26 protein-coding genes are annotated in these 24882 nt (G+C 71.5%); 9 read left to right on the top strand and 17 right to left on the bottom strand.

What is annotated here, in order from left to right:
* The first annotated feature begins 159 nt into the window (after nt 1–159).
* The gene (locus tag BLW84_RS18945) at nt 160–873 is read left to right on the top strand and encodes a TIGR03089 family protein (protein ID WP_093267086.1); all 714 of its coding nucleotides are present in this window, start codon (nt 160–162) and stop codon (nt 871–873) included.
* A gap of 64 nt (nt 874–937) precedes the next feature.
* Here BLW84_RS18945 and BLW84_RS18940 read toward each other — a convergent pair whose 3' ends face one another.
* Entirely contained in the window at nt 938–1363 is a 426-nt protein-coding gene (locus BLW84_RS18940; protein ID WP_093267085.1) for a DoxX family protein, read from the bottom strand.
* 186 nt (nt 1364–1549) lie between these two features.
* Here BLW84_RS18940 and BLW84_RS18935 point away from each other — a divergent pair, with 186 nt between their 5' ends.
* On the top strand, nt 1550–2332 hold the full coding sequence (locus BLW84_RS18935) for a thioesterase family protein (protein WP_093267083.1): 783 nt from the start codon (nt 1550–1552) through the stop codon (nt 2330–2332).
* A gap of 234 nt (nt 2333–2566) precedes the next feature.
* Here BLW84_RS18935 and purE read toward each other — a convergent pair whose 3' ends face one another.
* The 3 genes from purE to BLW84_RS18920 all read right to left on the bottom strand — a co-directional run bounded on the left by purE (nt 2567) and on the right by BLW84_RS18920 (nt 5147).
* Nucleotides 2567–3052, bottom strand: coding sequence for a 5-(carboxyamino)imidazole ribonucleotide mutase (purE, locus tag BLW84_RS18930; protein WP_093267161.1), 486 nt, complete (start codon nt 3050–3052; stop codon nt 2567–2569).
* A gap of 73 nt (nt 3053–3125) precedes the next feature.
* On the bottom strand, nt 3126–4310 hold the full coding sequence (locus tag BLW84_RS18925) for a 5-(carboxyamino)imidazole ribonucleotide synthase (RefSeq protein WP_093267082.1): 1185 nt from the start codon (nt 4308–4310) through the stop codon (nt 3126–3128).
* Between the two features lie 162 nt (nt 4311–4472).
* The gene (locus tag BLW84_RS18920) at nt 4473–5147 is read right to left on the bottom strand and encodes a hypothetical protein (protein WP_245761235.1); all 675 of its coding nucleotides are present in this window, start codon (nt 5145–5147) and stop codon (nt 4473–4475) included.
* Between the two features lie 325 nt (nt 5148–5472).
* Here BLW84_RS18920 and BLW84_RS18915 point away from each other — a divergent pair, with 325 nt between their 5' ends.
* The gene (locus BLW84_RS18915; protein ID WP_245761234.1) at nt 5473–7860 is read left to right on the top strand and encodes a sigma-70 family RNA polymerase sigma factor; all 2388 of its coding nucleotides are present in this window, start codon (nt 5473–5475) and stop codon (nt 7858–7860) included.
* 58 nt (nt 7861–7918) lie between these two features.
* Nucleotides 7919–8446, top strand: coding sequence for a GtrA family protein (locus BLW84_RS18910; protein ID WP_093267080.1), 528 nt, complete (start codon nt 7919–7921; stop codon nt 8444–8446).
* 102 nt (nt 8447–8548) lie between these two features.
* On the opposite strand, the gene BLW84_RS18905 is transcribed toward BLW84_RS18910, so the two are convergent.
* Complete coding sequence (locus tag BLW84_RS18905) at nt 8549–9823, bottom strand: ATP-binding protein (protein WP_093267079.1); 1275 nt, start codon at nt 9821–9823, stop codon at nt 8549–8551.
* A gap of 6 nt (nt 9824–9829) precedes the next feature.
* Complete coding sequence (locus tag BLW84_RS18900) at nt 9830–10504, bottom strand: response regulator transcription factor (RefSeq protein WP_093267077.1); 675 nt, start codon at nt 10502–10504, stop codon at nt 9830–9832.
* Between the two features lie 116 nt (nt 10505–10620).
* Between BLW84_RS18900 and hisN the strand changes: the two genes are divergently transcribed.
* Entirely contained in the window at nt 10621–11394 is a 774-nt protein-coding gene (hisN, locus tag BLW84_RS18895) for a histidinol-phosphatase (RefSeq protein ID WP_093267075.1), read from the top strand.
* A gap of 115 nt (nt 11395–11509) precedes the next feature.
* On the opposite strand, the gene BLW84_RS18890 is transcribed toward hisN, so the two are convergent.
* Both BLW84_RS18890 and BLW84_RS18885 read right to left on the bottom strand, forming a co-directional pair.
* Entirely contained in the window at nt 11510–11788 is a 279-nt protein-coding gene (locus BLW84_RS18890) for a hypothetical protein (protein ID WP_093267074.1), read from the bottom strand.
* Nucleotides 11788–12054 (bottom strand): hypothetical protein, encoded by a 267-nt coding sequence (locus BLW84_RS18885; protein WP_093267158.1) that lies wholly within the window; start codon nt 12052–12054, stop codon nt 11788–11790. The genes BLW84_RS18890 and BLW84_RS18885 overlap by 1 nt, the downstream gene beginning before the upstream one ends.
* Before the next feature lie 165 nt (nt 12055–12219).
* Between BLW84_RS18885 and BLW84_RS18880 the strand changes: the two genes are divergently transcribed.
* Together BLW84_RS18880 and BLW84_RS18875 are read left to right on the top strand one after the other, a co-directional pair.
* Nucleotides 12220–13062: a helix-turn-helix domain-containing protein gene (locus tag BLW84_RS18880; RefSeq protein ID WP_093267072.1), complete on the top strand. Its 843-nt coding sequence runs from the start codon at nt 12220–12222 to the stop codon at nt 13060–13062.
* Entirely contained in the window at nt 13055–13243 is a 189-nt protein-coding gene (locus BLW84_RS18875; protein WP_093267071.1) for a DUF397 domain-containing protein, read from the top strand. Before BLW84_RS18880 ends, BLW84_RS18875 begins: the two co-directional genes overlap by 8 nt.
* A 151-nt stretch (nt 13244–13394) precedes the next feature.
* Here BLW84_RS18875 and BLW84_RS18870 read toward each other — a convergent pair whose 3' ends face one another.
* From BLW84_RS18870 to BLW84_RS18850, 5 genes are all read right to left on the bottom strand, one after another.
* On the bottom strand, nt 13395–15296 hold the full coding sequence (locus BLW84_RS18870) for a DUF2339 domain-containing protein (RefSeq protein WP_245761233.1): 1902 nt from the start codon (nt 15294–15296) through the stop codon (nt 13395–13397).
* Between the two features lie 88 nt (nt 15297–15384).
* Nucleotides 15385–15690, bottom strand: a complete 306-nt coding sequence (locus BLW84_RS18865) for a hypothetical protein (protein ID WP_093267068.1) — start codon at nt 15688–15690, stop codon at nt 15385–15387.
* Nucleotides 15687–18026 carry a TNT domain-containing protein gene (locus BLW84_RS18860; protein WP_143060993.1) on the bottom strand — a complete coding sequence of 780 codons (2340 nt, stop codon included), beginning with the start codon at nt 18024–18026 and terminating at the stop codon, nt 15687–15689. Before BLW84_RS18860 ends, BLW84_RS18865 begins: the two co-directional genes overlap by 4 nt.
* A gap of 7 nt (nt 18027–18033) precedes the next feature.
* A complete protein-coding gene (locus BLW84_RS18855; protein WP_245761232.1) occupies nt 18034–18354 on the bottom strand; it encodes a WXG100 family type VII secretion target in 321 nt (106 codons plus the stop codon).
* A 2-nt stretch (nt 18355–18356) separates the two neighbouring features.
* Nucleotides 18357–18818, bottom strand: coding sequence for a YbaB/EbfC family nucleoid-associated protein (locus BLW84_RS18850; protein WP_093267063.1), 462 nt, complete (start codon nt 18816–18818; stop codon nt 18357–18359).
* 278 nt (nt 18819–19096) lie between these two features.
* Here BLW84_RS18850 and BLW84_RS18845 point away from each other — a divergent pair, with 278 nt between their 5' ends.
* Nucleotides 19097–19546 (top strand): MaoC family dehydratase, encoded by a 450-nt coding sequence (locus BLW84_RS18845; protein WP_093267061.1) that lies wholly within the window; start codon nt 19097–19099, stop codon nt 19544–19546.
* 128 nt (nt 19547–19674) lie between these two features.
* Here the strand turns inward: BLW84_RS18845 and BLW84_RS18840 are convergent, their stop codons facing one another.
* The 4 genes from BLW84_RS18840 to BLW84_RS18825 form a co-directional block, all read right to left on the bottom strand.
* Nucleotides 19675–20331 carry an adenosylcobinamide amidohydrolase gene (locus tag BLW84_RS18840; protein ID WP_093267060.1) on the bottom strand — a complete coding sequence of 219 codons (657 nt, stop codon included), beginning with the start codon at nt 20329–20331 and terminating at the stop codon, nt 19675–19677.
* Nucleotides 20328–21296, bottom strand: coding sequence for a hydroxymethylglutaryl-CoA lyase (locus BLW84_RS18835; RefSeq protein ID WP_093267058.1), 969 nt, complete (start codon nt 21294–21296; stop codon nt 20328–20330). Before BLW84_RS18835 ends, BLW84_RS18840 begins: the two co-directional genes overlap by 4 nt.
* Nucleotides 21296–21817, bottom strand: a complete 522-nt coding sequence (locus BLW84_RS18830; protein WP_093267057.1) for a PH domain-containing protein — start codon at nt 21815–21817, stop codon at nt 21296–21298. Before BLW84_RS18830 ends, BLW84_RS18835 begins: the two co-directional genes overlap by 1 nt.
* A gap of 75 nt (nt 21818–21892) precedes the next feature.
* Complete coding sequence (locus BLW84_RS18825) at nt 21893–22720, bottom strand: biotin--[acetyl-CoA-carboxylase] ligase (protein ID WP_093267055.1); 828 nt, start codon at nt 22718–22720, stop codon at nt 21893–21895.
* A gap of 204 nt (nt 22721–22924) precedes the next feature.
* Here BLW84_RS18825 and BLW84_RS18820 point away from each other — a divergent pair, with 204 nt between their 5' ends.
* Nucleotides 22925–24823 carry a Xaa-Pro dipeptidyl-peptidase gene (locus tag BLW84_RS18820; RefSeq protein WP_425441725.1) on the top strand — a complete coding sequence of 633 codons (1899 nt, stop codon included), beginning with the start codon at nt 22925–22927 and terminating at the stop codon, nt 24821–24823.
* The last annotated feature ends 59 nt before the right edge of the window (nt 24824–24882 follow it).

Below are 24882 nucleotides of genomic sequence, written 5' to 3'. Positions count from 1 at the left end.
TGGGACTCGGCTCGCACCGCCGCGGGTTCTCAGGCTCAGGGCTACTAGGCGCGGTCAGTCCCCAGCGCCGCGTATTGGTCGTACACGAGTCGGGGACCGCACCTCGCGCAGGGGACCGCCACGCAATACGAGTTTGCCACCACCCCTTAGGCTCGCGGCATGAGCGTTACCCAGGCACTGCTCGGTCCGCTGCTGGCCGGCGGAGCGCCGAAACCGCTGATCACGCACTACGACGACGCCACCGGGGCACGCATCGAGCTGTCCCGCGCGACCACCGCGAACTGGGCGGCGAAGACGGCGAACTGGCTGGTCGACGAGCTCGACCTGGAGCCGGGCGCGCCGGTGCTGGTGGCGCTGCCCGCGCACTGGCAGACCGTCGGGGTGCTGCTGGGCGCCTGGTGGTGCGGGGCGCACATCACCGACGACCCGCAGGGCGCCGAGGTGGCGTTCGTCCCGGCATCCGACCTGGACAGCGGCAAGGGCGCGCACACCATCGCCGCCGTGGGCCTGGACGCGCTCGGCGCGCCGGTGCGCGGCCTGCCGGGCGGCGTCGCCGACTACGTGTCGGACATCCGCGTGCACGGCGACGACTTCAGCCCGCTGTCGCCGGTCGGTGGCGACGACCCGGCGCTGCTGAACCTGTCGGTCGAGGACCTGCTGGCCGAGGCCCGGCGGCGCGCCGAGGCCCTGCGCATCGGCCGCGACGACCGCGTTCTGTCCACATTGGAATGGCAACTGCCGGGCGGGGTCGTGGACGGCCTGCTCACCGTGCTGTCCGCGCGGGCGTCCCTGGTGCACTGCACCAATCCCGACCCGCAGAAGCTGGACCAGCGCCGCGCCGACGAGCGCATCACCGTCGACCTGACCGCATAACCGGCGGCCCGACGCACGAAGGGCGCCTCCAGCCAGGATGACCGGAGGCGCCCTTCGCCTTTGATCAGGCCACTGCCTTCTCGCGGCTACCCGCGGACTTGCCGGAGAACAGGCCGGTGAGCGTGAAGCGCGAGCCGCTGAAGCCCAGCGCGAGGCTGGCCGCCGCGAGCACCAGCACGTACTCGAAGCCGCCGTCCGACAGGAAGAACCCGCCGCTGAGGTGCGCGGTGAACAGCGCGCCCACCATGACCGCCGCGAGCAGGGTACCGGCGACCGGCATCAGCACACCCAGGATCAGTCCGAGGCCACCGAAAAGCTCGACCAGCGCGGTGAACCACGCCGCGACCGCGGGCAGGCCCATCTTGCCGAACGAAGCGACGACGTTGTCAATTCCGTAGAGCACCCACTTCTGGTAGGCGTGCGCGAGGAACGTCGCACCCACGACGAGGCGCGCGACCAGGATCGTCACGTCACGAAGGCTGTGCTGCATGGGGAAACCTTTCGAAGTCGGTATCTGGCGGCGTCACCAAAAATGTACATGAAGCTTCAAACAATTATCCCCGTCGAGAAGATGCTCACACGCGTCCCGCAGTGTGGAACCATTCCGCGACAACTCGCCAGAAAACTGGCAAACGACCAGTACCACCTCGTTACTACCGACGGGTAACATCGGGGAATGCGCGACAACCAGGCCCTTTTCCACCTCGACGGCGAGCTGTTCGTCCCCAGCGAAGCGGCGGGCAACCCGTGGGGCGAGCTGACCGGCGGCGGCCCGGTCGCCGGGCTGCTCGCCCGCGCCGTCGAGCGGCACACCAACGACCCCGACCTGTTCGTCGCCCGGCTCACCGTCGACCTGATGCGGCCGGTGCCCCGCACCCCGCTCGCCGCAGCCGTCCGTCCACTTCGGACCGGAAAGCGGCTGCACGTCGTCGAGGCGACCCTCACCGCCGGCGACAAGGACGTCGCGCACGCCACCGCCCAGCTGCTGCGCCATTCCGATGTGGACGGACCGGGGCCCGACGAGGCGGTGCCGTTCCCCGGCCCGGACGGGATCGCCGACGGTCACCTGCTGCCGCCGGAACTCGGCCTGCGCTGGGGCGTGCACGACGTGGTGCAGGTGCGGTGGGTGGCGGACCAGAGCGCGACCGGCACCAGCCGGGCGTGGATGCGGATGCCGCTACCGCTGCTGCCCGGCGAGCCGCTGAGCCAGCTCGGTCACGTCGCGGTGCTCGTCGACTGCATCAGCGCGGCCAGCCCGGTCGGGCCGATCTTCGGGCCGTGGATCAACACCGACATCACGCTCTACCTGCACCGGCCGTTCGAAGGCGAATGGCTCGGCATGGAGATCCGGCGGGACGTGCAGCCCACCGGCATCGGCGTGGCCAGCGCCCGCCTGTACGACGAGCGCGGCCCGATCGGCAACGCCCACGAGGCGGTGATGGTCAACCAACTCGGCTGAAACAACCATTTCCAGGCTCGTTTTGCGTGGCGGTGCGGGTGGCGGCCCCCTGCGGGAGTTACGGCCGCCGTCTGGACTCCGGGATCCCCGACTTGCGTATGACCAATACGCGGCTTCGGGGACTGGCCTCGCCCAGTAGCCCCGAAGGGCGCCCAGCCTGAGAACCCGCGGCGGTGCGAGTTGCGAGGGTGGGCCAAGCGGCTGCGCCGCTTCAAGGAAAAGAGATCAAACCCGTCAGCCGTGGGCCTTCTGCTGGAGGGCAGCGTGCTTGTCGAGGACCATCGTCTCCAGGTCCGCCTGGAACTTGGCCATGTCCGCGCGCAGCCGGGCGCCCAGCTCGCCGGAGTCCGCCGCCAGCGTCCGGACCGCGAGCAGGCCCGCGTTGCGCGCGCCGCCCACCGACACCGTCGCCACCGGCACACCGGCCGGCATCTGCACGATCGACAGCAGCGAGTCCATGCCGTCGAGGTACTTCAGGGGCACCGGGACGCCGATCACCGGCAGCACCGTCGCCGAGGCGACCATGCCCGGCAGGTGCGCCGCGCCGCCCGCCCCGGCGATGATCACCCGGATGCCGCGGTCGACCGCGGTGCGAGCGTAGTCGAGCATCCGCTGCGGCGTGCGGTGCGCGGAGTAGACGCCGGCCTCGAACGGCACGTCGAACTCGGTGAGCGCGTCGGCCGCGGCCTGCATCACCGGCCAGTCGGAGTCGCTGCCCATGATCAAACCGACCAGTGGATTCTCGCCTGCCACGCTCGGACCTCTCGCTTCGCTGCGTCGTGCGGGTGCTGTGTCAGTGGATCTCGTGGCCGTCGAGCCACTCGGCGTGCGACAGCCAGTGCGCGGCCAGCCGCGCCTGCTCCCGAACCTCATCCATCCGGTCGCCGAGCACGGTGATGTGGCCGAGCTTGCGCCCCGGGCGCTCGCTCTTGCCGTACAGGTGGACCTTCGCGTGCGGGTAGCGGGCGAACAGGTGGTGCAGCCGCTCGTCCACGCCCATCTTCGGCTCGGTCGGCGAGCCCAGCAGGTTGGCCATCACCACGGCCGGCGCGGTCGGTTCGGTGCTGCCCAGCGGGTAGTCGAGCACTGCCCGCAGGTGCTGCTCGAACTGCGAGGTGCGGGAGCCCTCGATGGTCCAGTGCCCGGAGTTGTGCGGGCGCATCGCCAGCTCGTTGATCACCAGGCCGTTGGTGGTCTCGAACAGCTCGACCGCGAGCACGCCGGTCACGTCGAGCGACTCGGCGATCTTCAGGGCGAGGTCCTGGGCCTGCTCGATCAGCTCCGGCGAGGCGTCGGGGGCCGGGGCGAGCACCTGCACGCAGATGCCGTCCTCCTGCACCGTCTCCACCAGCGGCCACGCCGCGCCCTGCCCGAACGGCGAGCGCGCGACCAGCGCGGCGAGCTCCCGGCGCAGCGGCACGCACTGCTCGACGAGCAGCTGCGAACCGCTCTCCAGCAGCTCGGTGACGGTGCGCTTGGCGCCGTCCGGGGTGTCGAGCACCCACACGCCGCGCCCGTCGTAACCGCCGCGGGCGGTCTTCAGCACGCACGGCCAGCCGTGCTCCGCGCCGAACTTGAGCACGTCGCCGGCCGAGGTGACCTCGGCGAACGGCGGCACCGGGAGGCCGAGTTCGGCGAGCTTGCGGCGCATCACGAGCTTGTCCTGCGCGTGCAGCAGGGCATCCGGCCCGGGCTGCACGGAGACACCGGACGCGGCCAGCGCGCGGAGGTGCTCGCCGGGCACGTGCTCGTGGTCGAAGGTGACCACGTCGCACCCCTGCGCGAAGTTCTTCAGCGCCTCGAGGTCGGCGTGGTGGCCGATCTCCACGTTCGGCGCAACGAGTGCCGCGGCGTCGTCCGCCGAGGTAGCCAGCACCTTCAGCGACTGCCCCAACGGGATCGCGGCCTGGTGGGTCATCCTCGCGAGCTGCCCGCCACCGATCATGCCGACGACTGGGGTTCCGGTGCGGTGGTCCACGCCGTCAGCCTAGAGCGGCGACCGGCCCGCACCAGCGCCGGGACCTCCCGACGCGACCCACCTCACAGCGCGGAGGCGCGCGGAAATCGGTCCTCCAGTTTCAATTGAAACTGGAGGACACCGGCGTCCCGGGCGACCGGAGACTTTCGGTCGAAACTGCGGTCACAGGGACGCCAGCAGCTGGCACGCCTCGTCGTGACCGTCCGGCAGGACGTCCTCGCGCAGGAGCACCGGGCCGCAGCCGCGCAGGGCCGGATCCGCCGCCAGGCGGTGCTGGATCGTCCAGCGCGCCTGGATGCAGCGGGCGGGCAGCAGCCGGTCGCGCTGCGCCAGCACCACCGCCGTCGCGGACCGCAGCAGCGACGTCGTCTCCCCGCCGTCGAACACGGTCCGCAGCGCGTCGGCGATCAGCACCATCGCCATCATCCGGGGGTAGTCGTCGCCGGTGGCGCCGAGCGAGACGGTGACCAGCACGTGCCCGTTCCCGGCCGGGCGCCCCTCGGCGCGGGCCGCCCGGTACACCTCGTGCAGCCGGGTGCGCAGGTAGCCGGCGGTGGTCAGGCCCGTGAGCGGGTCCTCCACCTCCCGCCCGACCGAGATCCGGGCCACCACGTCGGACCAGCCCAGCGCGGCGGCGCGCACCATCGCGGCCGGCACCGCGTCCGGGTCGGCGGACACCAGCCCGTCGTGCCAGCCGGACGACACCGCGTGCAGCGCGGCGAGGTCCTGCAACGTCCCGGCGAGCCCGACGCCCGCCTCTGCCCGGGACGCGCCGAGATCGGCCAGCGATTCCGCCAGGCTGTCCCTCGCCACGACCGCCGCGCACACCGCGTCCACCGCCTCCGATTCCCAATCGCTCGGAAACGGCCAACCCGCGGCGAGGCTGGCGGTTCGCCAGCGGGATCGCAGTGCACGGCGACGCCCATCCACCGTCGTCGCGTCACACCTAAGCGGCCACTCCCTCATGCTCAACGCCCCTCCTTTTCAACACCTCGTCAACGGGACGGGGCAATTCGTCGCCCATGACGGTGGAGTAGATGGCGCGGGCAATAAGATCTAGATCACAATAATCTTCAGCTTTGACACGTCAGACATCGGCCGTAGACGACTCCCTACAACGAACGGGAATCGGCGAACGTCCCTGCGGGGAGGAAGGTGCGGCGTGGCGACAGTACCGGCGGAAGTGCAAGGGCCCAGCGACACCGAGCTGCTGGAAGAGGTCCGCAGCGGCTCGTCCGCGGCCTACGCGCAGCTGTACGAGCGGCACGTCGGCGCGGCGTACAACATGGCGCGGCAGGTCGCGAAGTCCCCGGCCGAGGCCGACGACCTGGTCTCCGAGGCCTTCGCGAAGGTGCTCGACACGCTTCGCGGCGGGCGCGGCCCGAACACCGCCTTCCGCGCCTACCTGCTGACCGCCCTGCGGCACACCGCGTACGACCGGACCCGCCGCGAACGCAAGGTGCAGCTCGCCGACGACGTCGCGGAGGTGTCCGGCGCCGACGTGAGCGTGCCGTTCACCGACACCGCGGTCGCCGGGCTGGAGCGCACGCTCGCCGCGCAGGCGTTCACCCGGCTGCCGGAGCGCTGGCAGACCGTGCTGTGGCACATCGAGATCGAAGGCCAGACGCCGGCGCAGGTGGCGCCGCTGCTCGGCCTGACGCCCAACGGCGTTTCCGCGCTCGCCTACCGGGCTCGCGAAGGGCTCCGCCAGGCCTACCTGCAGGTTCACCTCGCGCAGCTGGACGCTGCCGAGGCGGGCGTCGAGCAGTGCCGGGCCGCGGTCGACCGGCTCGGCGCGTGGACCAGGGGCGGGCTGTCCAAACGCGAAACCGCCCAGGTCGAGACGCATCTCGACGGCTGCGACCGCTGCCGCGCGCTGGCCGCGGAGCTCGCCGACGTCAACGGTGCGCTGCGCGTCATCATCGCGCCGCTGGTGCTCGGCGGGTCGGTCACCGGCTACCTCGCCCTCTCGTCCTCCAGCGGAGCGGCCGCCGGTGCGGCAGTCGCCGCAGGCAGCGCCTCCGGTGCGGCGGGTGCCGCCAGCGCCGGGGCGCGTCAGGCGGTCACCGCCGGGGCTGCGACGGCGGTGCTGGCCGCGGCCGTCGCCCTCGCCTTGGCCTCCGGCACCGACCAGTCCGTGCCGGTCGCGCAGGCTGCGCCGCCGCCGGCCGCCGCCCAGCCGCCACCGGTTCCGGCTCCGGAGCCTCCGGCGGCTAAGCCACCGGCTCCGACGCCCCAGCCGCCCACCTCGCGGCCGGCACCCGCGCCACCACCACCGGCTCCGCCTGCGGCGACGCCGGTGCTGAACGCTTCGGGGCCGGCCGAGCCGATCCGACTGATCGCCGGCGGCGATCCGGTCGCGTTGCCGATCACGGTGAACAACAGCGGCTCCGGACCGTCCGAGCCGGTCATCTCCACGCTGAAGCTGCCGCCGGGCGTGTCCGCGCAGCTGCCGAACGCCATCCGGTCCGGGCCCGCCTCGACGAGCCCGCAGAGCCGGGTCGCGTCGTCGATCCCGGTTCGCGCGCCGGCCCCGGACGCACCCTTGGTGAGCTGCACGAACGGCTCCGGCTCGATCACCTGCACCACCGATCGCGGCCTGCGGCCCGGCGAGTCCTTCGTCTTCGACTACCGCATCCAGGCCGACGAGTCCGCGACCGGCGGCGAGATCACCGCGAGCATCAGCGCGGGCATCGAGATCCAGCTGCGACTGCCGATGGTCCCGGTCGTGATCCAGCCGCCGACGCCGGTCGACGGCGTGGACGTCCGGAGCTCCTCCTGGAACGCGGGCGGGCTGCGGCTCTGCGACGGCCACGACACCCTGGGCAACCTGCCCTGGCTGTGCAGCCGGATCGCGATCGACGTGCGCAACACCGGGACCAGCACCGGGCGCGCCGAGGCCGTGGCCGAGCTGCCGCCGGGCGTGGAGGCGACCGGGCTGTCGCCGATGTGCGACCTCGAACCGGGCCGGATCCGGTGCGCCGCCGAGCTGGCGCCCGGCAAGTCCTTCCACAGCGAGGCGTGGGTGACCGCGCTGCCGGGATTCCCGCGGCCAGAGCTCCCGCGGCCGGTGGGCCTGCTCTCGCCGGCGACGACCGGTCCGGTCCCGGAGGACGGCTGGATCATCCGCGAGGTGACCATCCCGGTGGCCGCGGCGCTGGGGTCGGCCGACGACAGCGACCCGGTGACCGTGCGGCTCTGGTTCCCGTGGCTGCCGACGCCGCCCGAACCCGAACCGCCGACCACCAGCACCACGCCGGAATGCCCGTGGCCGGGCTGGGGCGATCGGCCGCCGTGGGAATGGGACCAGCGCCCGCCGCACTGCTGGTTGCCGTGGCCGTCGGTGAACCCGTCGCTGCCGGATGCGCCCGTTCCGACGACGACCGCGCCGCCGAGCAGCTCGACGACCACCACGCCACCGACCACCACACCGCCGGCCACGACGCCACCGACCACGTCGACGCCGCCGACCAGCAGCACGACGCCGCCCACGAGCAGTTCGGCACCGCCGAGCAGTTCGACGACGGGGTCAACGTCACAGCCGCACTGACCGAGGTAATTCGGCGACTGGGCTCGCCCGGTCGGAGCAGCTCCGTAGACTCGAAGTTGTGTCCGCTGTCGATTCGGTACTCGCTCGCATCCCGCAGCCGTGCCGGTCTCTCGCGATCCGGCATCGCGAGCTGTTGAAGTTCGGGATCGTCGGCGCGATCACGTTCTTCATCGACACGGGCATCTTCTACACGCTGAAGCTGACGATCCTGTCGCCGAAGCCGGTCACCTCGAAGGTGATCGCGGTGCTGGCCGCGACGATCGTGTCGTACGTGCTGAACCGGGAGTGGTCGTTCCGCACCCGCGGCGGCCGGCGGCCGCACCACGAGGCAACTCTGTACTTCGTGATCAGCGGCATCGCGGTCGGGATGTACTCGGCGCCGCTGTGGATCTCGCGGTACCTGCTGCACCTGCAGACGCCCTTCACCAGCCGGTTGGTGGAGGAGATCGCCGACTTCACGTCGGGTCAGATCATCGGGTTGCTGGTGGGTATGGCGTTCCGGTGGTGGGCGTTCCGCAAGTGGGTCTTCCCCGCCGAGCAGCCCGACGGCCGCGCCGCGCCCCGCGACCGCATCTCCACCCCCTGACACCGCGTTTCCGCAGGTCCGGAGCCGTGTGCGTTTTGTGTCGCCATAGCAGCACAACCCACACACGGGCCGTGACCAGCTAAAACGTAACCCGAGCGGCGATCAGCGCGGGGTGGACTCGCGGTTCCAGGAGACGCCGAGGATGTCGTCGGCGCGGGCGATCGGCAGGTACACCTCGAACATCGCCGGGCGCGCCTGGCTCAGCTCCAGGCGGCCGCCGTCGGCCTCGACCAACGCGCGTGCCAGCGCCAAGCCGACGCCGGTCGAACCGCGCCCGGAGAAACCGCGCTCGAAGACGTACGGCACCAGCGCGTCCGGCACGCCGTGGCCGGAGTCGCCGACCTCCACGACCACGGTCCCGGCACCCTGCCGCGCCGCCAGCGTCACGGTTCCCTCGCCGTGCCGGAGCGCGTTGTCGAGCAGCACGCCGATCGCCTCCCGCAGCCGCGTGGGCGTGGCTCGGGCGAGCACGCCTTCCGACACCTTCAACCGCAGCGTCCGCCCCTCGGCCTTCAACGGATCCCGCCACTCCCCCGCGACATCGGTGAGCAGGCTCGACACGTCCAGCGGTTCGGCGTCCCGAGATCGGGCCGCGGTGGCTGCCGCGAGCAGGTCGTCGAGCACGCCGGAGAGGCGTTCGGCCTGTTCAAGGGCGGCGTTGGCCTCCTCGGTGATCTCCGGGTCGTCCGTCGCGGCGAGGGCCTCCAGCCGCAGGTGCAACGCGGTGAGCCTGCTGCGCAGCTGGTGCGAGACGTCGCCGACGAGGTCGCGTTCGCGCTGCACCAGCTGCGACAGCGCCGCGCCGGAGGCATCCAGCGCGTCGGCGACGCGATCGAGTTCCGGGACCTGGTGCCGCTGCGGGTCGGCGCGGAAGTCACCGGCGCCGAGCCGGGCCGCGCGGGCCGCGACGTGCTTCAACGGGTCCGAGAGCCGCCGGGCGGTGAGGGTCGCGACGATCATCCCGGTGCCCGCCGAGAGCACCACCAACATCAGCACCAGGCCCGCCACCTGCAGTTGCTGAGTGCGCACCGGGCCGCTCGGCGCGGCGATGGTGACCGTGCCGCTCTGCACCATCGGCACGCTCTCCACCAGCGGTTTCTCCCCGGGATCCGGGCCGTAGGTGTAGTCGTGCGCCTGCGTGCGCACGATGAGCCGGGCGCCGTCGGGCACCGCCAGCCGGGCGGCGTTGAGGTCGATCGCGCGCTGCGAGGCGATCTGCTCGTCGAGCAGCGTCGCGATCTGCTGGGCGCGGGTGGACAGGTCGCCCGCGGTGAGGTCCTGGACGAGCTTCAGCGCGCTGAACCCCAGCGGCAGGCCGAGGACGACCGCGGTCACCGCGACGGCGAGCAGCGTGGCCTGCAGGATTCGGCGGCGCATCGCGGATCAGTCCGCGTTGAAGCGGAACCCGACGCCGCGCACCGTGGCGATCCGGGTCTCGTCGAGCCGCCCGTTGCTGTCGCTGAGCTTCCGGCGCAGCCACGAGATGTGCATGTCCAGCGTCTTGCTGCCCTTCCGGTCGGACTCCGGCCAGACCTCTTCCAGTATTTCCTCGCGGGTCACCACCTGACCCGCGTGCTGCATCAGCACCCGCAGCAGTTCGTACTCCTTGTTCGCCAACTGCACCTCGTGCTCGTTGACCAGCACCCGGCGGGCGGTCAGGTCGAGCCGGACGCCGGAGGCCTCCAGGGTCTCCGGGGCGCCGCGGCGCAGGAGCGCGCGGATCCGGGCCATCAGCTCGGCGAGCCGGAAGGGCTTGGCGACGTAGTCGTCGGCTCCCGCGTCGAGGCCGACGACGAAGTCGACCTCGTCGGTGCGCGCGGTGAGCATCAGCACCGGGAGGCCGCGGCCCTGCGCCCGCAGCCGTCGGCACACCTCCAGGCCGTCCATCTCCGGCAGCCCGAGGTCCAGCACCAGGAGATCGATCCCACCGGAAGCCGCGGCTTGCAGCGTCGATGGGCCGTCCTCGATCACCTGCACCGAATAACCCTCACGCTGCAACGCCCGGGACAGCGGCACAGCGATGGCCGGGTCGTCTTCTGCCAGCAGCACCACGCTCACGCACTCCAGCCTAGAGGGCCCGGGTGATCACGTCCGGCGTCATGGGCGATTCGCCGGACCCGGCTGGTCGCGAGCCCTTTCCGGATCGCCCGGGGAGGCGGGCTAGGGTTCCTGGCGTGACCAGCGATCTCGATCTCGCACTGCACCTCGCCGACGTCGCGGACGGGATCACCGGCGCCCGGTTCCGGGCCCGGGACCTGAGCGTGGACCGCAAACCCGACCGCACGCCGGTCACCGACGCGGACCTCGCGGTGGAGGACGCGGTGCGCGAGGTGCTCGCCGCGCAGCGCCCGGACGACGTGGTGGCCGGCGAGGAACGGGGCGGCACCGCTGGCGAAGGCCGGGCGTGGGTGCTCGATCCGATCGACGGCACGAAGAACTTCCTGCGCGGCATCCCGGTGTGGGCGACGCTCATCGCGCTGGTCGACGGCGGTCGTCCGGTGGTCGGCGTGATCAGCGCGCCGGCGCTCGGGAAGCGCTGGTGGGCGGCGGCCGGGACGGGTGCCTGGTGCCGCACCGGTGACGCGGAGCCGGAGCGGATCGGGGTGTCCGGGGTGCGCGACCCCGCCGACGCGTACGTGTCGACGACCCACCTCGGCACCTGGGTGGAGTACCACTCGCGGGAGTCCTACCTGCGGCTGATCGACGCCTGCTGGGAGAACCGGGCGTTCGGCGACTTCTGGCACCACTGTCTGGTCGCGGAGGGCGTGATCGACATCGCCGCGGAACCGATCGTCAACCCGTGGGACGTGGCGGCGGCCCAGGTCCTGGTGGAAGAAGCGGGCGGCAGGTTCACGGACCTGTCCGGAGAACCCCGCTACGACAGCGGAAGCGCGCTATCCACCAACGGCCACCTGCACGAGAAAGCCCTGCGACTGCTGCAGAAGTAGGCTCCGGCGGCCGGACGCGAGGGGTCGGGGGCATCTGCGCCCGGCCACCGGAAGGATCGGCGCTGGGGTCGGGGAGGCGCGCCGATCCGGTCTGTGTCGTGCGTGGAGGTGGTCGCTATGGCGACCGTTGCCGCTCACGACCATGCAACTGCTCGCGCAGCCGATGTCTTCCGATGTACTCCTGCGCGAAACGGCTTTCCGCCTCCGCAGCAAGCGAGTTCTGGATCTGACGCACCGTCGTCGCGCCTTGCCCAGCACCGGCGTGCTGCCCAGAGCAGCTCCGCACGTATCCGGCGGCTACGTAGCAGAGCGCCAGCAGCAGCGGCCCCGCACCGACGACGAGGGTGTGTTGCACGGCGGCCCAAGTGAGCTCGTGAATCATCGTGCCACCCATCAGAAATCCCAGTTCCGACCGGAATAGCCGCGCTCATCGATGACATCAGTGCACTGTGGACACCGCTCGGTGATGGCGGCGGAGCGCGGAGTGCGGCCCGCGATCGTGGCGAACGGAACCCGCATCCACACCTCGCACAGCGAAGGAATCCACTCCCCGCCGGGCTGAGCGCCCGGCCGAACCGGCGTCGCATGCCGCTGCGCGAACCCGATCCCCACGATCCAGTAGACCTCTTGCGTCTCACCCCGGTACGGATCCGCCAGCATGATCATCCTTCTTTCGAAGTAAGTGCTGTTCAGCGTCTTCGAAAGGCAAAGCTACGAAGCTAATCTTGTTTCATCGAATCAGGGACATTGCAGGTCAGAGCATTCCGGTCGGCCGCTTCGTCTCATCCTCGGGACGCCGTGACACATCAAACGGAAGGTCATCACATGAGCGAGAATCCGCGCACGTCTCAGGTCGGACTCGGTGTGCAACTGCGGAAACTCAGGGAAAAGGCCGGAATGACCACTCGATCGGTGGCCGCCCCACTAGGCATATCCCCTTCGTCGGTGAACAGGACCGAGCTGGGACAACGAGCACCGAACCGCGACGAGGTGACAGCGCTGTGCGCTCTCTACGGTGTAACCGGGGAACAGAAAGTGCTTCTCATCGACCGGGCCGGGAAGAGCGCCAAGTCCGCCTGGTTCGAACTGGCCTCCAGGGTGGCGGATCAGCAGGCGACCATGCTGGTCCTCGAACAAGAGGCTTCTGCGATCGTCGGCGTGGAGAACGCGCTGATCCCAGGATTGGCGCAGACGGCCGAGTACGCACGGTTGCTCATGTCCATGTCGAAACTTCCCGGCCAAGATCTGGAGAACCGCGTAGCTGCGCGGTTGGGACGGCAGGCAGTTCTGTCCCGGCCAGAGGCTCCCGAGGTCAGGTTCTTCCTCGACGAGGCGGCCCTGCTGCGCACCATGAACGATGCCCGGATCATGCGCGAACAGCTTGAGCATCTGATTGTGCTGCAACGCAGAAGCAATGTTTCGCTGCGCATCGTGCCGCTGAGTTCCATGCCGCACCCCGCGCTGGATGGGTCGTTCTCGCTGTACGGGCTGCCAGACGGCAGCGCACACGTCTTCGTGGAGGCCCGCTACTTCGCGGTCGCCCTGACGGAGCCTGCCGACGTAGAACCTTTCATGAAAGCCTGCCAAGGGCTGGACGACTGCGCGTTGGACGAGCAAGAGTCGACCTGCTTGATCAAGGACATAGTGGGAAGGCTCGGCGATGAATGAACGGCAATGGCGCAAGAGCAGCCACAGCGGCTCGGTACACAACTGCGTCGAGGTGGCGCTGTCCTCCGATGCGGCAGCAGTGCGGGATTCCAAGAACCCCGATGGCGGCATCCTCGCCTTCGACGCCCGACGCTGGCTCAGCTTCTTATCCGCTGTCAAAGTCGACCGCTACGAGCGTTGAGTTGGTCGTGAGTGCTGACTCCGGTTCTTACCGGAGTAATCGCTCACGAACCGGTGCGGCACGCGTCCGGCCTGGTCAGGGGCCGTGAGCACTTTGTGCTGCTATGGCGACACAAAGTACTCACGAGCCCTTGCCTGCGGATGCGGACCGTTCAGCCCGTCGGGTTGGTCTTGGTCAGGAGGCGGGCGTAGGCCGAGCCCGCCGCCAGGAGGATCAGGCCCGCGCAGAGGAAGGCGATCACCCGGGCCACGCCGTCCAGCGTCGCCAGGTCGAACAGCACCAGCTTCGCCAGCGACACCGCGATCAGCACCATGCCCGCGATTCGCAGGTACTTCACCCGGACTCCGCGCAGCAGCAGCGCGATCGCCGCCACCACCCAGCTCAGCGTGATCAGGATGTGCCCGGTCAGGAATCCCGCCCGCGCGTCCTGCACCAGCAGGCACGCGGCCATCGTCGCGCTCGCCGTTCCGTACAGCAGCGCCATTCCCGAGACCGCCCACGGCAGCAACGATTCCGGCAGCTCCGCCAGCTTTCCGATGCGCACCGCCGTGACCGGCAGGGCCAGCGCCACCAGCGCGATCAGCAGGCCGGCCAGCAGGCCGCGGACTCCGGTGCCCCCGTGGTACCAGAGCAGCACGGTGATCGGCAGTTCGTAGATGAACGTCAGCAGGAAGCCGAAGGCCGCGTAGAACGTCGCACCGAGCAGCACTCCCGCGCTGCGCAGCACGAACGCGCCGACGCTCAGCAGCAGCGCCTCGCACAGCAGCGCCGTTCCCCAGCTCGACGAATCCAGGAAGACCAGCGTCGTCTGCACCGCCGCGACGGCGGCCATCCCGCCGACCGCCGTGACGAACCTCGTCGACAACCGGCTCCGGAACGCAGGCGTGAACCGCCCGATGGCCCAGATCGCCAGCAGCAGCACGACCATTCCGCCGCCGATCGTGCCCGCCGCGGGGCGCTCCAGCATCAGCGGCCCGGCCAGGAACGTCGGCGTCGGCGCGGCGACGAGCAGGCCGATCGCCGTCCAGTCCGAGGCCGGGCGGGCGACGGCGGTGATCGCCGCGACCGCCACGCCCAGCACCGCGGCGACGAAGATCGTGGCCACGAGCGTGGTGTCGTTGACCCACATGCCGCGCACGCTCGCCGCCAGAGTGGCCAGCACCGTGGGAATTCCGGCCGCCAGCGCGAGGCCAGCCCAGCCCCGTCGAACCTGCACCGGAGTCGCCGCGACCTGCAGCAACACCAGGAAGCTCACCAGCAGCGAATCCACCGACCACGTGATCAGCGGCGCACAGATCGCCGAGCTGAGCACGACGCCGAGGGCCAGCGGCTGCGCGCGCCAGCGGTCCGCGAGCGCCAGGCCCGCGACGCTGACCACGAGGCCTACGCCGAGCCCGGCGGGCACCGACAGGTAGTCGTAAAGCGCGGTGGCCGCGACCACGTCCACGAACAACGCGCCGAAACCCGTTGTGGCCAGGGCGAATCCGGCGATCCGGCCCGCTGCGCCCGGCTGATCGGGCGCGGACCGGCGGTGCATCCACCACCCGGCCGCGACGAGCAGCGCGGCGAGCACCGCGCCACCGGCGACCCTCGCGCCCGGCCCCAGCCAGTCCTGCTGCACCGCGAGGACCAGCAGGAAGACCACGCCGAGCAAGGTCACCCCGGCACCGACCCAGGCCAGGACGCGGCTCGGCTCCAGACCCGTGCCAGTGCGCTGCGAGCTCGGCTCCGGAATCTGCGACAGCCCCGGATAAGGCTGCGGATACGGCGCACCCATCTGCTGCTGCGCGGCATCGAATCCCGCTTCGTGCCCGGTCGGCTGGGCGGCAGCGTCTTGCTGATCAGGCGCGACTTGATGCTGCGCGACGGCCGGTTGCTGCGGCGGCGCAGGTTGGTGCTGCTGCGGCGCAGGAGCGGCCTGGTAGTGCGGGAACTGCTGCGGCGCTTGCAGCTGCGCCTGCACCATGTTGCCCAAGTACGTCAGTCGCTGGCCGATGGCTTGCAACTCGCCTGCGACCAACTGGAGCGCTTCGCCTGGCTGTGGTTGCGACATGATCCCAAGTCTGGGGGGCGCACCACCCATTCAGCATCGGTAGCACTACTCACCAGGGATCACAGCTCGATACGGATGCGCTCCGGGCTCACGCCCGATGCGCCGGGGTGCCCTTCGGCGGCGTGCTCGTCACATCCACCGGCCCGACGACGCCGCGCAACGCCTGGGTCCAGGTCAGCCGCCCGAACAGGTAGAAGCACGCCACCTGCTCGTTGCTGAAGCGGGCCCAGTCGTAGCGGTTGCCCTGCTCCCGCCAGAAGACCTCCCAGGCCGGTGCCCCGTCGACCTCGTCGCGGATCAGGCACCAGGCGTCGTCGGCCTCGACCCCGAGGGACACCAGCTCCTCCGGGACGCCCATCGCCACCAACCAGCCGAGCACGGACTCGGTGTTCACTTCGCGGCCTCCTGCGTCGTCCCGCCGTCAGTCGTTTCCCCGTCGCGCACGATCCGCACCGTCGGCGCCACCTTCGCCTCGGATTCGTCCCGGTCCGCCAGCGAGGCCGGCGCGGCTTCCTCGGGTTCCGGATCGCCGGACTCGCGAGTGATCCGGAGCGGCGACAGCACGACTTCGCCGGCCTCCTCCGTCTCCTCGCGCGCGATGCGCAGCGTCGCCGCCTCGGCGATCTCCCGCGCCTTGGTCAACTCCACCAGGTAGCCGAGCCCGACCAGGTCAGCGAGCGAATAGGTCGCGCGGAAGCGCATCCCACCGCCGGGCTGCGCGAACCACGGTGCCGCAACCGCCTGCCACACCGGCAACGGGCGCATGACCCGATACCGCCGGTAGTCGCGCTCGTCGTAGGCGGCGGGCAGCGAACGCTGCGCGAAAGGTGTTGCCGCGGCGAACAGAATCCGCCCATCGCCGCTGCCCAGGCAGTCCAGCACCGTGTCCGGCTCCAGCACCACCGGCTCCGCCGGTTCCACGCCGCCCGCCGGGAACCGCTCCGCGGGCGGCCACGCGAACTCGCCGTCGCGCCGCAGGAACTCGCGCTGCCACTCCTGCTCGCTGAGCTCGCCGAACGGCTCGTGGCCCACCGCGAGCTCCGCGGGCAGCTGCTCGGACTCCCTGCGCTCGTCCCGATAGCGCCGCGCTGCCGCATACGCCTCGGCCGCTCGCACCCGCCCCAGCGCATCGCTGTCGTCGACCAGGTGGGACTGCGGGTGGTCCTGCGGCGGGAAGTTCAGGCCCGGCCTGCCTTCCTCGGCCACCTCCGGAACGGGCAACTGCCTGCTGGCCTTGCTCGCCGCGACCGGCATGTAACCGATCGGGAACTGGTGCAGCACGAACGCCACCACGTCCGCATTCCGACTGGCCTGCCGCAACGGCCGCTGCGGAGCCTCCTGCGGCACCGGAACCGGCGGTTGCGCCGGAGCCGGCAGCGGGCGCAGCGGAGCGCGCTGCATCGGCTGGTTCACCGGAGCCTGCTGAGCAGGCGGGGCTTGCGGAGCAGGACCGCCGAAGGCCACCGGGCCGCGCGGAGCGGCCGGCGGCATCGGAGGACGCGCTGCGGCCGCCGGAGGCGGAGCAGCGGACGGCGGTGGAGCGCCGGGCACACCGGGCTGGGCCACGAAGTGGCCGCCCGGCGCCGCCGGAGGCGGCGGGGCGAAGCCCTGCGGCGGCGCAGCCGCGCCGGGTAGCGGCGGGGCCTGCGGAGCCTGTGGCGAAGCCCAGGCGGAGTGCACGGCGTGCGGCGCGGTGCTGGAAGCGGGGTCGCCGCCGTCGGGCGTCCAGCCCGGGCGGGCGGAGTCGCCGATCACCGGGATCGGGCCGGTGCCGACGTCGGCGAGGCCGGGCGCCCAGCCGCCGGGATCGACCTTGACCGGCCCGGTGTGCTCGGCATCGCCCTGCCAAGGACCTGCGGTTCGTGCCACCTCTTCGACAGCGCCGTGCGCACCTGCCGCCACACCCCCAACGGTTTCCTGCGCGGGCCGGCCGATGCCGTCACCCACGCCCCCGACTTCACCGGCGACCTCGCGAGCTGCCCGGCCAACGTCGCCGACAGCCTCGTGCGCCCCACGTTCAACGCCTTCCCCGGCACCACCGACGGTCTCGTGCGCCGCTCGGCCGACACCACCGACGGTCTCGTGCGCGGTCTTGCCGAGATCGTCGACGACACCCGTCGCCCCGCCGGGCGCGACGCTGTCCACAGTGGATGATGCGAGGTCGGCGCCGGATTGCAGGGCGCCGCCGGCCGTCGACAGCAGGCCGCTCGAACCGCCCGAATCCACCAGCACGCCGCTGTCCACGTCGACCGCCGAGGTCAGCGTGCTGTGCACCTGCGCCACGTTCGCCGCAGCGCCGTTCACCGCCGAATCCAGCGCCGCCAGAGCCTGCGGATGCCCCGCCGCGGCCGCTTGCTCCGCCGCATCGGTCTGCTTCGCCAGCGTCACCAGTTCCCGCACCAGCTGCACTTTCGCCGCGCCGACCTGCTCGGCCGCGTGGTCCAAGCGTTCTGCAGCGGCCCGGCACTGCTGCGCCGACGCGGGCAGAACCCCGTCTCCTGCGGCGAGCTTGTCCCAGTCGCGGCGAGCCGCCTGGGCCGCCTCGCCGTCGATCGCGCCGAGCGCGCCCTGCGCGGTGCCGTCGGCGGCCCCGGCGAGCGCGTCGATCGACTTCGCCGCGTCACGCCAAGCCGACGCCGACTCGCGCATCTTGTCCTCGTCGGCCTCCGGCCACTTCGCGCCCGCGCGCGCCGCGACATCCCGGAGTTCCGCGGGAAGTTCTATGCCCATCCGCAGGTCACCCCCGCCCGACAAGCCGGCCGAGCTCCTCGGCGCCGCCGGTGTCGGCCCGCTCCGTCGTCGCGGCGGTCGCGGCGAACTTCGCGCCCATCTCGCCCAGCTGCCCGGACAACGCGCCGAGACCGTCCAGCGCCTGGTCGGCCCGGTCGCAGTGGGTGCGGGCGAAGTTCTCGCCGATGTCGTCGCCGCCCCAGCAGTCACCGGCCGCATCCAGCGCCTGGCGCAGGGTGTCGGCGATGCGCCGAGCCTCCCCCGCGAGGCCGTCGAAGTCGCCTGCGTGCTTGGTCAGCTGCCCGATGTCACTCCGGAAGCCGCTCATCGTCACCACTTCCGTCCCGCAGGGCCCTGCCGCAACCAGCTCGCGTCCGAGAAGTCCTCGTCTTCATCGACATTGTCGTCGATGCGCCGCGGTTCGTTGCGCGGTGCCGGATCCGCCGGGATCTCGGCGTGTCCGCCCAGCAGCAGCTCCGGATCGGCACCGGCGGGCAGCACCTCGGCGAGCACGTCCGCGGCCCGGCGCGACGCGGCCTGCGCCGCCGCGGCGGCCAGCTGCACGATGAGCGCCGCGAGCTGGGCCGGGCGCTGCCGCTCGTAGACGTCGTCGGCGAGCACCACCTCGCGCAGCTCGCCCTGCGGGCCGACCACGACCTGCACGCTGCCGTCCTGGGAGCGAGCGGTTTCCGCGATCGCGGACAGGTCCCGGTGCGTCTCGGCGAGCCGGTCCTGACTTCGCCGGTAGTCCGCCATCAGCTCTTCTACCTGGGCACGGTGGTCGGTCGACACGGCCGCTCCCCTCCTGTTCGCTGGCGGATCCGTCGCGGGCGCACGGCGCCCACATCCGGTCGGCAACGGCAAAGCGGTCGTCCGCGGGCCGGCGACCCGCAGACTGCACGTCGCGACTTGGACGCACGCCGCTGCGCTGATGGTTCCATGTCGGCCCCGGGAATTTCCGCCCGGCCGACCAGCGGCACCGGAATGTCCGATCCGCCCCGGAAAGGCCGATCACGATCCGCGAGCACCCCTCGGCGCGGATTCCCGGGGCCCGCTGCGACGATGGGGCGATGGGCAAGATCGCTTACGAAGACCTCACGCCGGGCCGGGTTTTCGACCTCGGCGAGGTGAAGGTCGACCGAGCCGAGATGCTGGCCTTCGCCGAGCGCTTCGACCCGCAGCCGTTCCACCTCGACGAGGAAGCGGGTCGCGACTCCGTGCTCGGCGGGCTGTGCGCGTCGGGCTGGTTCACGGCATCGCTGTGGATGCGCGGCTACGTCGACAACGTGTTGGCGGACTCGACCTCGCAGGGCTCCCCCGGTGGCAACGAGCTGGCCTGGCTCGCGCCGGTGTTCCCCGACGACGTCCTGCGGCTGAAGATGGAGGTCAACAGCCAGCGCCGGTCGCAGAGCAAGCCGAACCTGGGCCTGGTGGAGATCACCGGGACGGCGGACCGGGGCGACCAGCGCGTCCTGCGCTTCACCTTCGTGGGGATGTTCGGCACCCGCGACGAGGCCTGATCACGACCGCCCAATTTTAGGCAAAATCGGGAACCCACCGCACAATGCGGCACCAGAGAAGTTTCCAATTTTAGGCAAAATCGGAAGGTCACCCACCGCATGGCGCGGCGCCAGGGCGGATCCCGATTTTAGGCAAAATCGGGATCTTCGCCGTGGCGCGGGTTCTGGACGCGCAGGCCCGCCGTGACCGCCGCGTGCACCGCGCGCGCCAGCCCCGCCCCGATGCGGGAGCGCGGGCCGCCGTAGCTCTCGGCTTCGCCGTCCACCGGGCAGAGCACCACCGTCGCGTCGGTGACCGTGCCGGTTCCCGCGACACCCGATTCCAGCAGGGCTTGCGCCTTGGCCTCCGCGACCGTCGCGACCGCGTTCACCAGCGCCGCCTCGCTGAGCCGCACGGGCGACCAGCACACCGCGTTGATCGTGCCCGGCTTCCAGGACGTCACCGCTTCTTCGCGGGCCGCCGCCCAGATCGGGCAGCCCACCCCGGTGGTCACGCTCGCGCGCACCCCGCCGTCGACCGCCGTCACCTCGTGCCGCACGTCGACCGCCGTGAGCAACCCGACGCCGTCACCGGAGAGCCCGAGTTCGGCGGCCATCTCGTCGACGTGCGCGGCCGGATCCGGGTTGTCGTAGTCGGTCACCACCGTCGCGTTCAGCACCCACGACCGCGGGCCGATCCCGCCGCCGCGAGCGGCGGACGAGATCGCCAGCCACGGCCGAGCGCAGCGCCAGGTCAGCACCGGGCGACTACGCACCACGTGCAGCGCCGCGGAGGGCGCGCTCACGAACCCGATGCCTCGGCGGCACCCAGCGCCTTGACCACCCGCGACGGGCTCGGCCGGCCGAGCCGCTCGGCCATCCACACGCTGGTCTCCACCAGTTTGCCGAGGTCGACGCCGTGCTTGAGGCCCAGGCCGTCGAGCATCCACACCAGGTCCTCGGTGGCGAGGTTGCCGGTGGCCGACTTGGCGTACGGGCAGCCGCCCAGCCCACCGGCCGAGGAATCCACTGTGGACACGCCGTTCCGGAGCGCCGCGTAGGTGTTGGCGAGCGCCTGGCCGTAGGTGTCGTGGAAGTGCACCGCGAGCCGGTCCACACCGATCCCGGCCGCGACGAACGCGCGCAGCAGCGACTCGACGTGCCCGGGCGTCGCCACGCCGATGGTGTCGCCGAGCGACAGCTGCCAGCAGCCCATCTCCAGCAACCGCTTGCCCACCGCGACGACCTGCTCGACCGGCACGGCGCCCTCCCACGGGTCGCCGAAGCACATCGAGACGTAGCCGCGCACCGCCAGGCCCTCGCCGACCGCGCGCTGCACCACCGGGTCGAACATCGCGAACTGCTCGTCCAGGCCGCGGTTGAGGTTGCGCCGGGTGAACGTCTCGGTCGCCGCCGCGAAGATCGCGATGTCCCGCACGCCCGACTCCAGCGCCCGGTCCAGGCCCCGCGAGTTCGGCACCAGCACGGGGTACCGCACGCCCGGCACCTGCTGCAGGCCCGCCAGCAGCTCGGCGGCGTCGGCCAGCTGCGGCACCCACTCCGGGCGGACGAAGCTGGTGGCCTCCAGCACGCCCAGCCCCGCGTCGGCCATCCGCTGCAGGAACTCCAGCTTGACGTCGAGCGGGACGACCTCCTTCTCGTTCTGCAGCCCGTCGCGGGCGCCAACCTCCCAGATCGTCACCTCGGCCGGCAGCTCGCCCGGTTCCGGCGAGGCCACCTGCATCGGCAGTCCCAGTTCACGCGGCCCCATCAGTAGCCCTCCCTGGCGCGGTAGTCCCGGTCGTCCCGCGGGTCGTCGTTGACCTCGCGGTACAGCAAGGTGTGCACCCGCTCCACCTGCGGGATGTCGTCGAACTCCAGCGGCTCGTCCGAGGCGGATTCGACGACCAGGGTGCCGCAGCCGAGTATCCGGTCCAGCAGGCCGTGCCGGAACCGCACCGAGTTGATCCGGGACATCGGGATGTCGATGCCGCTGCGGGTGAACACGCCCTCGCGCACCATCAGCCGGTGCGTGGTGACCACGAAGTGCGTGGTCCGCCAGCGCACCAGCGGGGAGAGCGTGAACCAGACGACGAGGACCGCGCCGACGACGGCGAGCCCGATCCAGACCGGCACGTGCCAGTCGGTGGGGGCGGCCAGCGCCGCCAGGTAGGAACCCCCGCCGACCACCACGAACAGCACCAGCACCGGGACGATCAGCATCTTCCAGTGCGGGTGCTTGTGCACGACCACGTGCTCGTCCGCGCCGAGCAGGCCGTCTGGGTAGGCCACCGGATCCCTCCTCAGCCTCTTCGCAGGTCGCCGATCACGTTACCGGCTGGGTCCGTCCGGTCACGCGACCGCCGGTCACGCCCGTCGCAGGTGGACCACGTCACCCGCGGACACCGCGGTGGTCCGGCCGTCGGGCGTGCGGACGACGATCCGCCCGGTCTCGTCGATGTCGGTCGCGACGCCGCGCAACTGGTCATCGCCGAGTTCGACGCGAACCTGCTGCCCGAGGGTGCCGCACAACCGCCGGTACCGGTCCAGCAGGCCGCTCGCCACCACGTCGCCGTCCGCCGCCCGCCACCGGTCGTCGACCTCGGCGAACGCCGTGAGCAACGCCACTGCGAACTCCTCGCGGTCGACGTCCGCGCCCTCGGCCGCCAACGACGTCGCGGGCAGGCCGCCGGCGCCGCGCGGCAGGTCCTCGCGCTTCTGGAACACGTTGATGCCCATGCCGAGCACGATGGCCACGCCATCGGGCCCGGTCACCGCCTCACCCAGGATCCCGGCGCCCTTCGACCACTCGTCGCCGTCGCCGAGCAGCAGGTCGTTCGGCCACTTCAGCGTGGCGCGCACGCCGGTCGTGCGCTCGACAGTCTCGGCCAGGGCGACCCCCGCGATCAGCGGCAACCAGCTGATCGCGGTAGGCGGCACCTCGGGGCGCAGCAGCACGCTGACGAACAGCCCGTGCCCGCGCGGCGAGGTCCACTGCCGATTCATCCGCCCGCGCCCGGACAGCTGCTCCTCAGCGATGAGCACGGTCCGATCGGCGGCACCGCGCCCGGCGGCGGCCATCAGATCGGTGTTGGTCGACCCGGTGCTCACCACCACGTCCAGCGCGGCATAAGGCCCGTCGTCTACCAACCTGGCCCGCAACCGCGGACCGTCCAACAAAACCGGAACACCCACGACGTCAGCCTAAGCCGCAACTGGACCGACCCGACGATGGCCGATCTGCTTCGGCGCGAGGCGCGGGCGATTCCCCGGTTTCTGCCGCAGATTCGATCTTGGGATCCGTCGAGCGCCGGTGAGGCGCTCCCCACTTTCGGCTGTGCCCAGGATTGATCTTGGACCCTAGGCTTCGCCCTCGAGATCTTCTCGGAGGTGGACGCTGTGGGGAGAATTCGCTGGTGGGCGTTGCCGTGCGCGGCGTTGGTGCTGGCCGGTGCCGCACCGGTCGCCGTCGCGGAGCAGGTGCGCGACGGGCGGAGCCAGCCCGTCTTCGCGGCCGAGCCCGTGCGGGAGACCGTGTGGGTCGAGACCGGGCTGGACGGCGACGGTGACGGTGTGATCGACCGGGTCGCCGCCGACATCGCGCGGCCGGCCGGGACCGATCAGCCGGTGCCGGTGATCATGGACGCCAGCCCGTACTACTCGTGCTGCGGCCGGGGCAACGAGAACGAGTTCAAGACCTACGACGACCAGGGGCGGCCGCTCGGCTTCCCGCTGTTCTACGACAACTACTTCGTGCCGCGCGGATACGCGACCGTGCTCGTCGACCTCGCGGGCACCAACCGCTCCGAGGGCTGCGTGGACGTCGGCGGGCCGTCGGACATCACCTCCGCGAAGGCCGTGATCGACTGGCTGAACGGCCGCGCGACCGGCTTCGACGCGGCGACCGGCGGGAACCCGGTCGGCGCCGGCTGGTCCACCGGCGACGTCGGCATGATCGGCAAGTCCTACGACGGCACGATCGCCAACGGCGTCGCCGCCACCGGGGTCGAGGGCCTGCGCACCATCGTCCCGATCGGCGCGATCAGCTCCTGGTACGACTACTACCGCTCCGACGGCGTGTCCTTCGGGTTCGACCCGGTCGGCCTCGCCCAGAACGTCGAGGAAGGCGGCCGCCCCGACTGCCACCAGGTCAAGCAGGAACTGGTCGCCGGCGCCCCGACCAACGGCGATGCGACTCCACTGTGGACCGAGCGGGACTACGTGCCGACCGCGGACCGGGTCACCGCGAGCGTCTTCGCCGTGCACGGCCTCGGCGACCTGAACGTCAAGACCGTTCAGTTCGGGCCATGGTGGGACGCGCTGGCCGCCAAGGACGTGCCGCGCAAGCTGTGGCTGAGCCAGACCGGGCACGTCGACCCGTTCGACTTCCGCCGCGCCGAGTGGGTCGACACCCTGCACCGCTGGTTCGACCGCTGGCTGCTCGGCATCGACAACGGGATCACCGAGGAACCGGCCGCCAGCATCGAACGCGCCCCCGACACCTGGGCCGACGAGCCGGGCTGGTCCGGCGAGCAGGCGCAGGCCACGACGCTGCACCCGCGCGAGGACGGGCTCGGCACGGAACCTGCGCCCGGCGGGACGGCGTCGTTCACCGACGATCCCTCGTTGGACGAGTACGACTGGGCCGCCCGGCCCGATCAGCAGTCGCCCGCTCGCACGCTGTTCAGCACCGCCCCGCTCAGCGGCGACCTGCGCCTGGCCGGGACCGGGTCGGTCACCGTGACGGCGGTGCCGAGCACGCCGACGGCGCACCTGTCCGCGATGCTCGTCGACTACGGCCCCGCGACCACCCGGGACTACCTGGGCCAGGGCGAGGGAATCCGCACGCTGCAGACGGAATCGTGCTGGGGCGAGAGCCGTCCCGGCGACGACGCCTGCTACAAGGACACCGAGGCCACCACCACCGACGTGGACTTCGAGATCATCGCGCGCGGCTGGGCCGATCTGGCCAACCACGAGTCGCTTTCGGCGGAGCGGCCGCTGGAACCGGGCAAGCGGTACGCCATGACGTTCCGCCTGGCCACCACCGATCACGTGGTCCCGGCCGGCCACCAGCTGGCGCTGATCATCGGCGGCACGGACAGCGCGTTCATCGTCGCGCCCCGGCAGCCCGGCCAGATCGGGCTGGACCTGGCGCAGACCTCGGTGACCCTGCCGGTCGTCGGCGGCCTGCCGGCCGTGACCTCCGCCAGAGTCGACGCGGCGGCGAACAAGCCGCCGCAGGTCCGCCCGGACCGCGTCCCGGCGCGGCCGGAGGTCCAGCTCAACCGCGACTGACCTGACGGGGCCGTGGGGCTTCCGGGCCGCCATGCCAAGCCCCACGGCCCCGGCACACC

Source organism: Saccharopolyspora shandongensis (assembly GCF_900106995.1).
GTDB classification, from domain to species: Bacteria; Actinomycetota; Actinomycetes; order Mycobacteriales; family Pseudonocardiaceae; genus Saccharopolyspora; species Saccharopolyspora shandongensis.
This window is presented reverse-complemented; position numbering and strand designations above follow the sequence as displayed.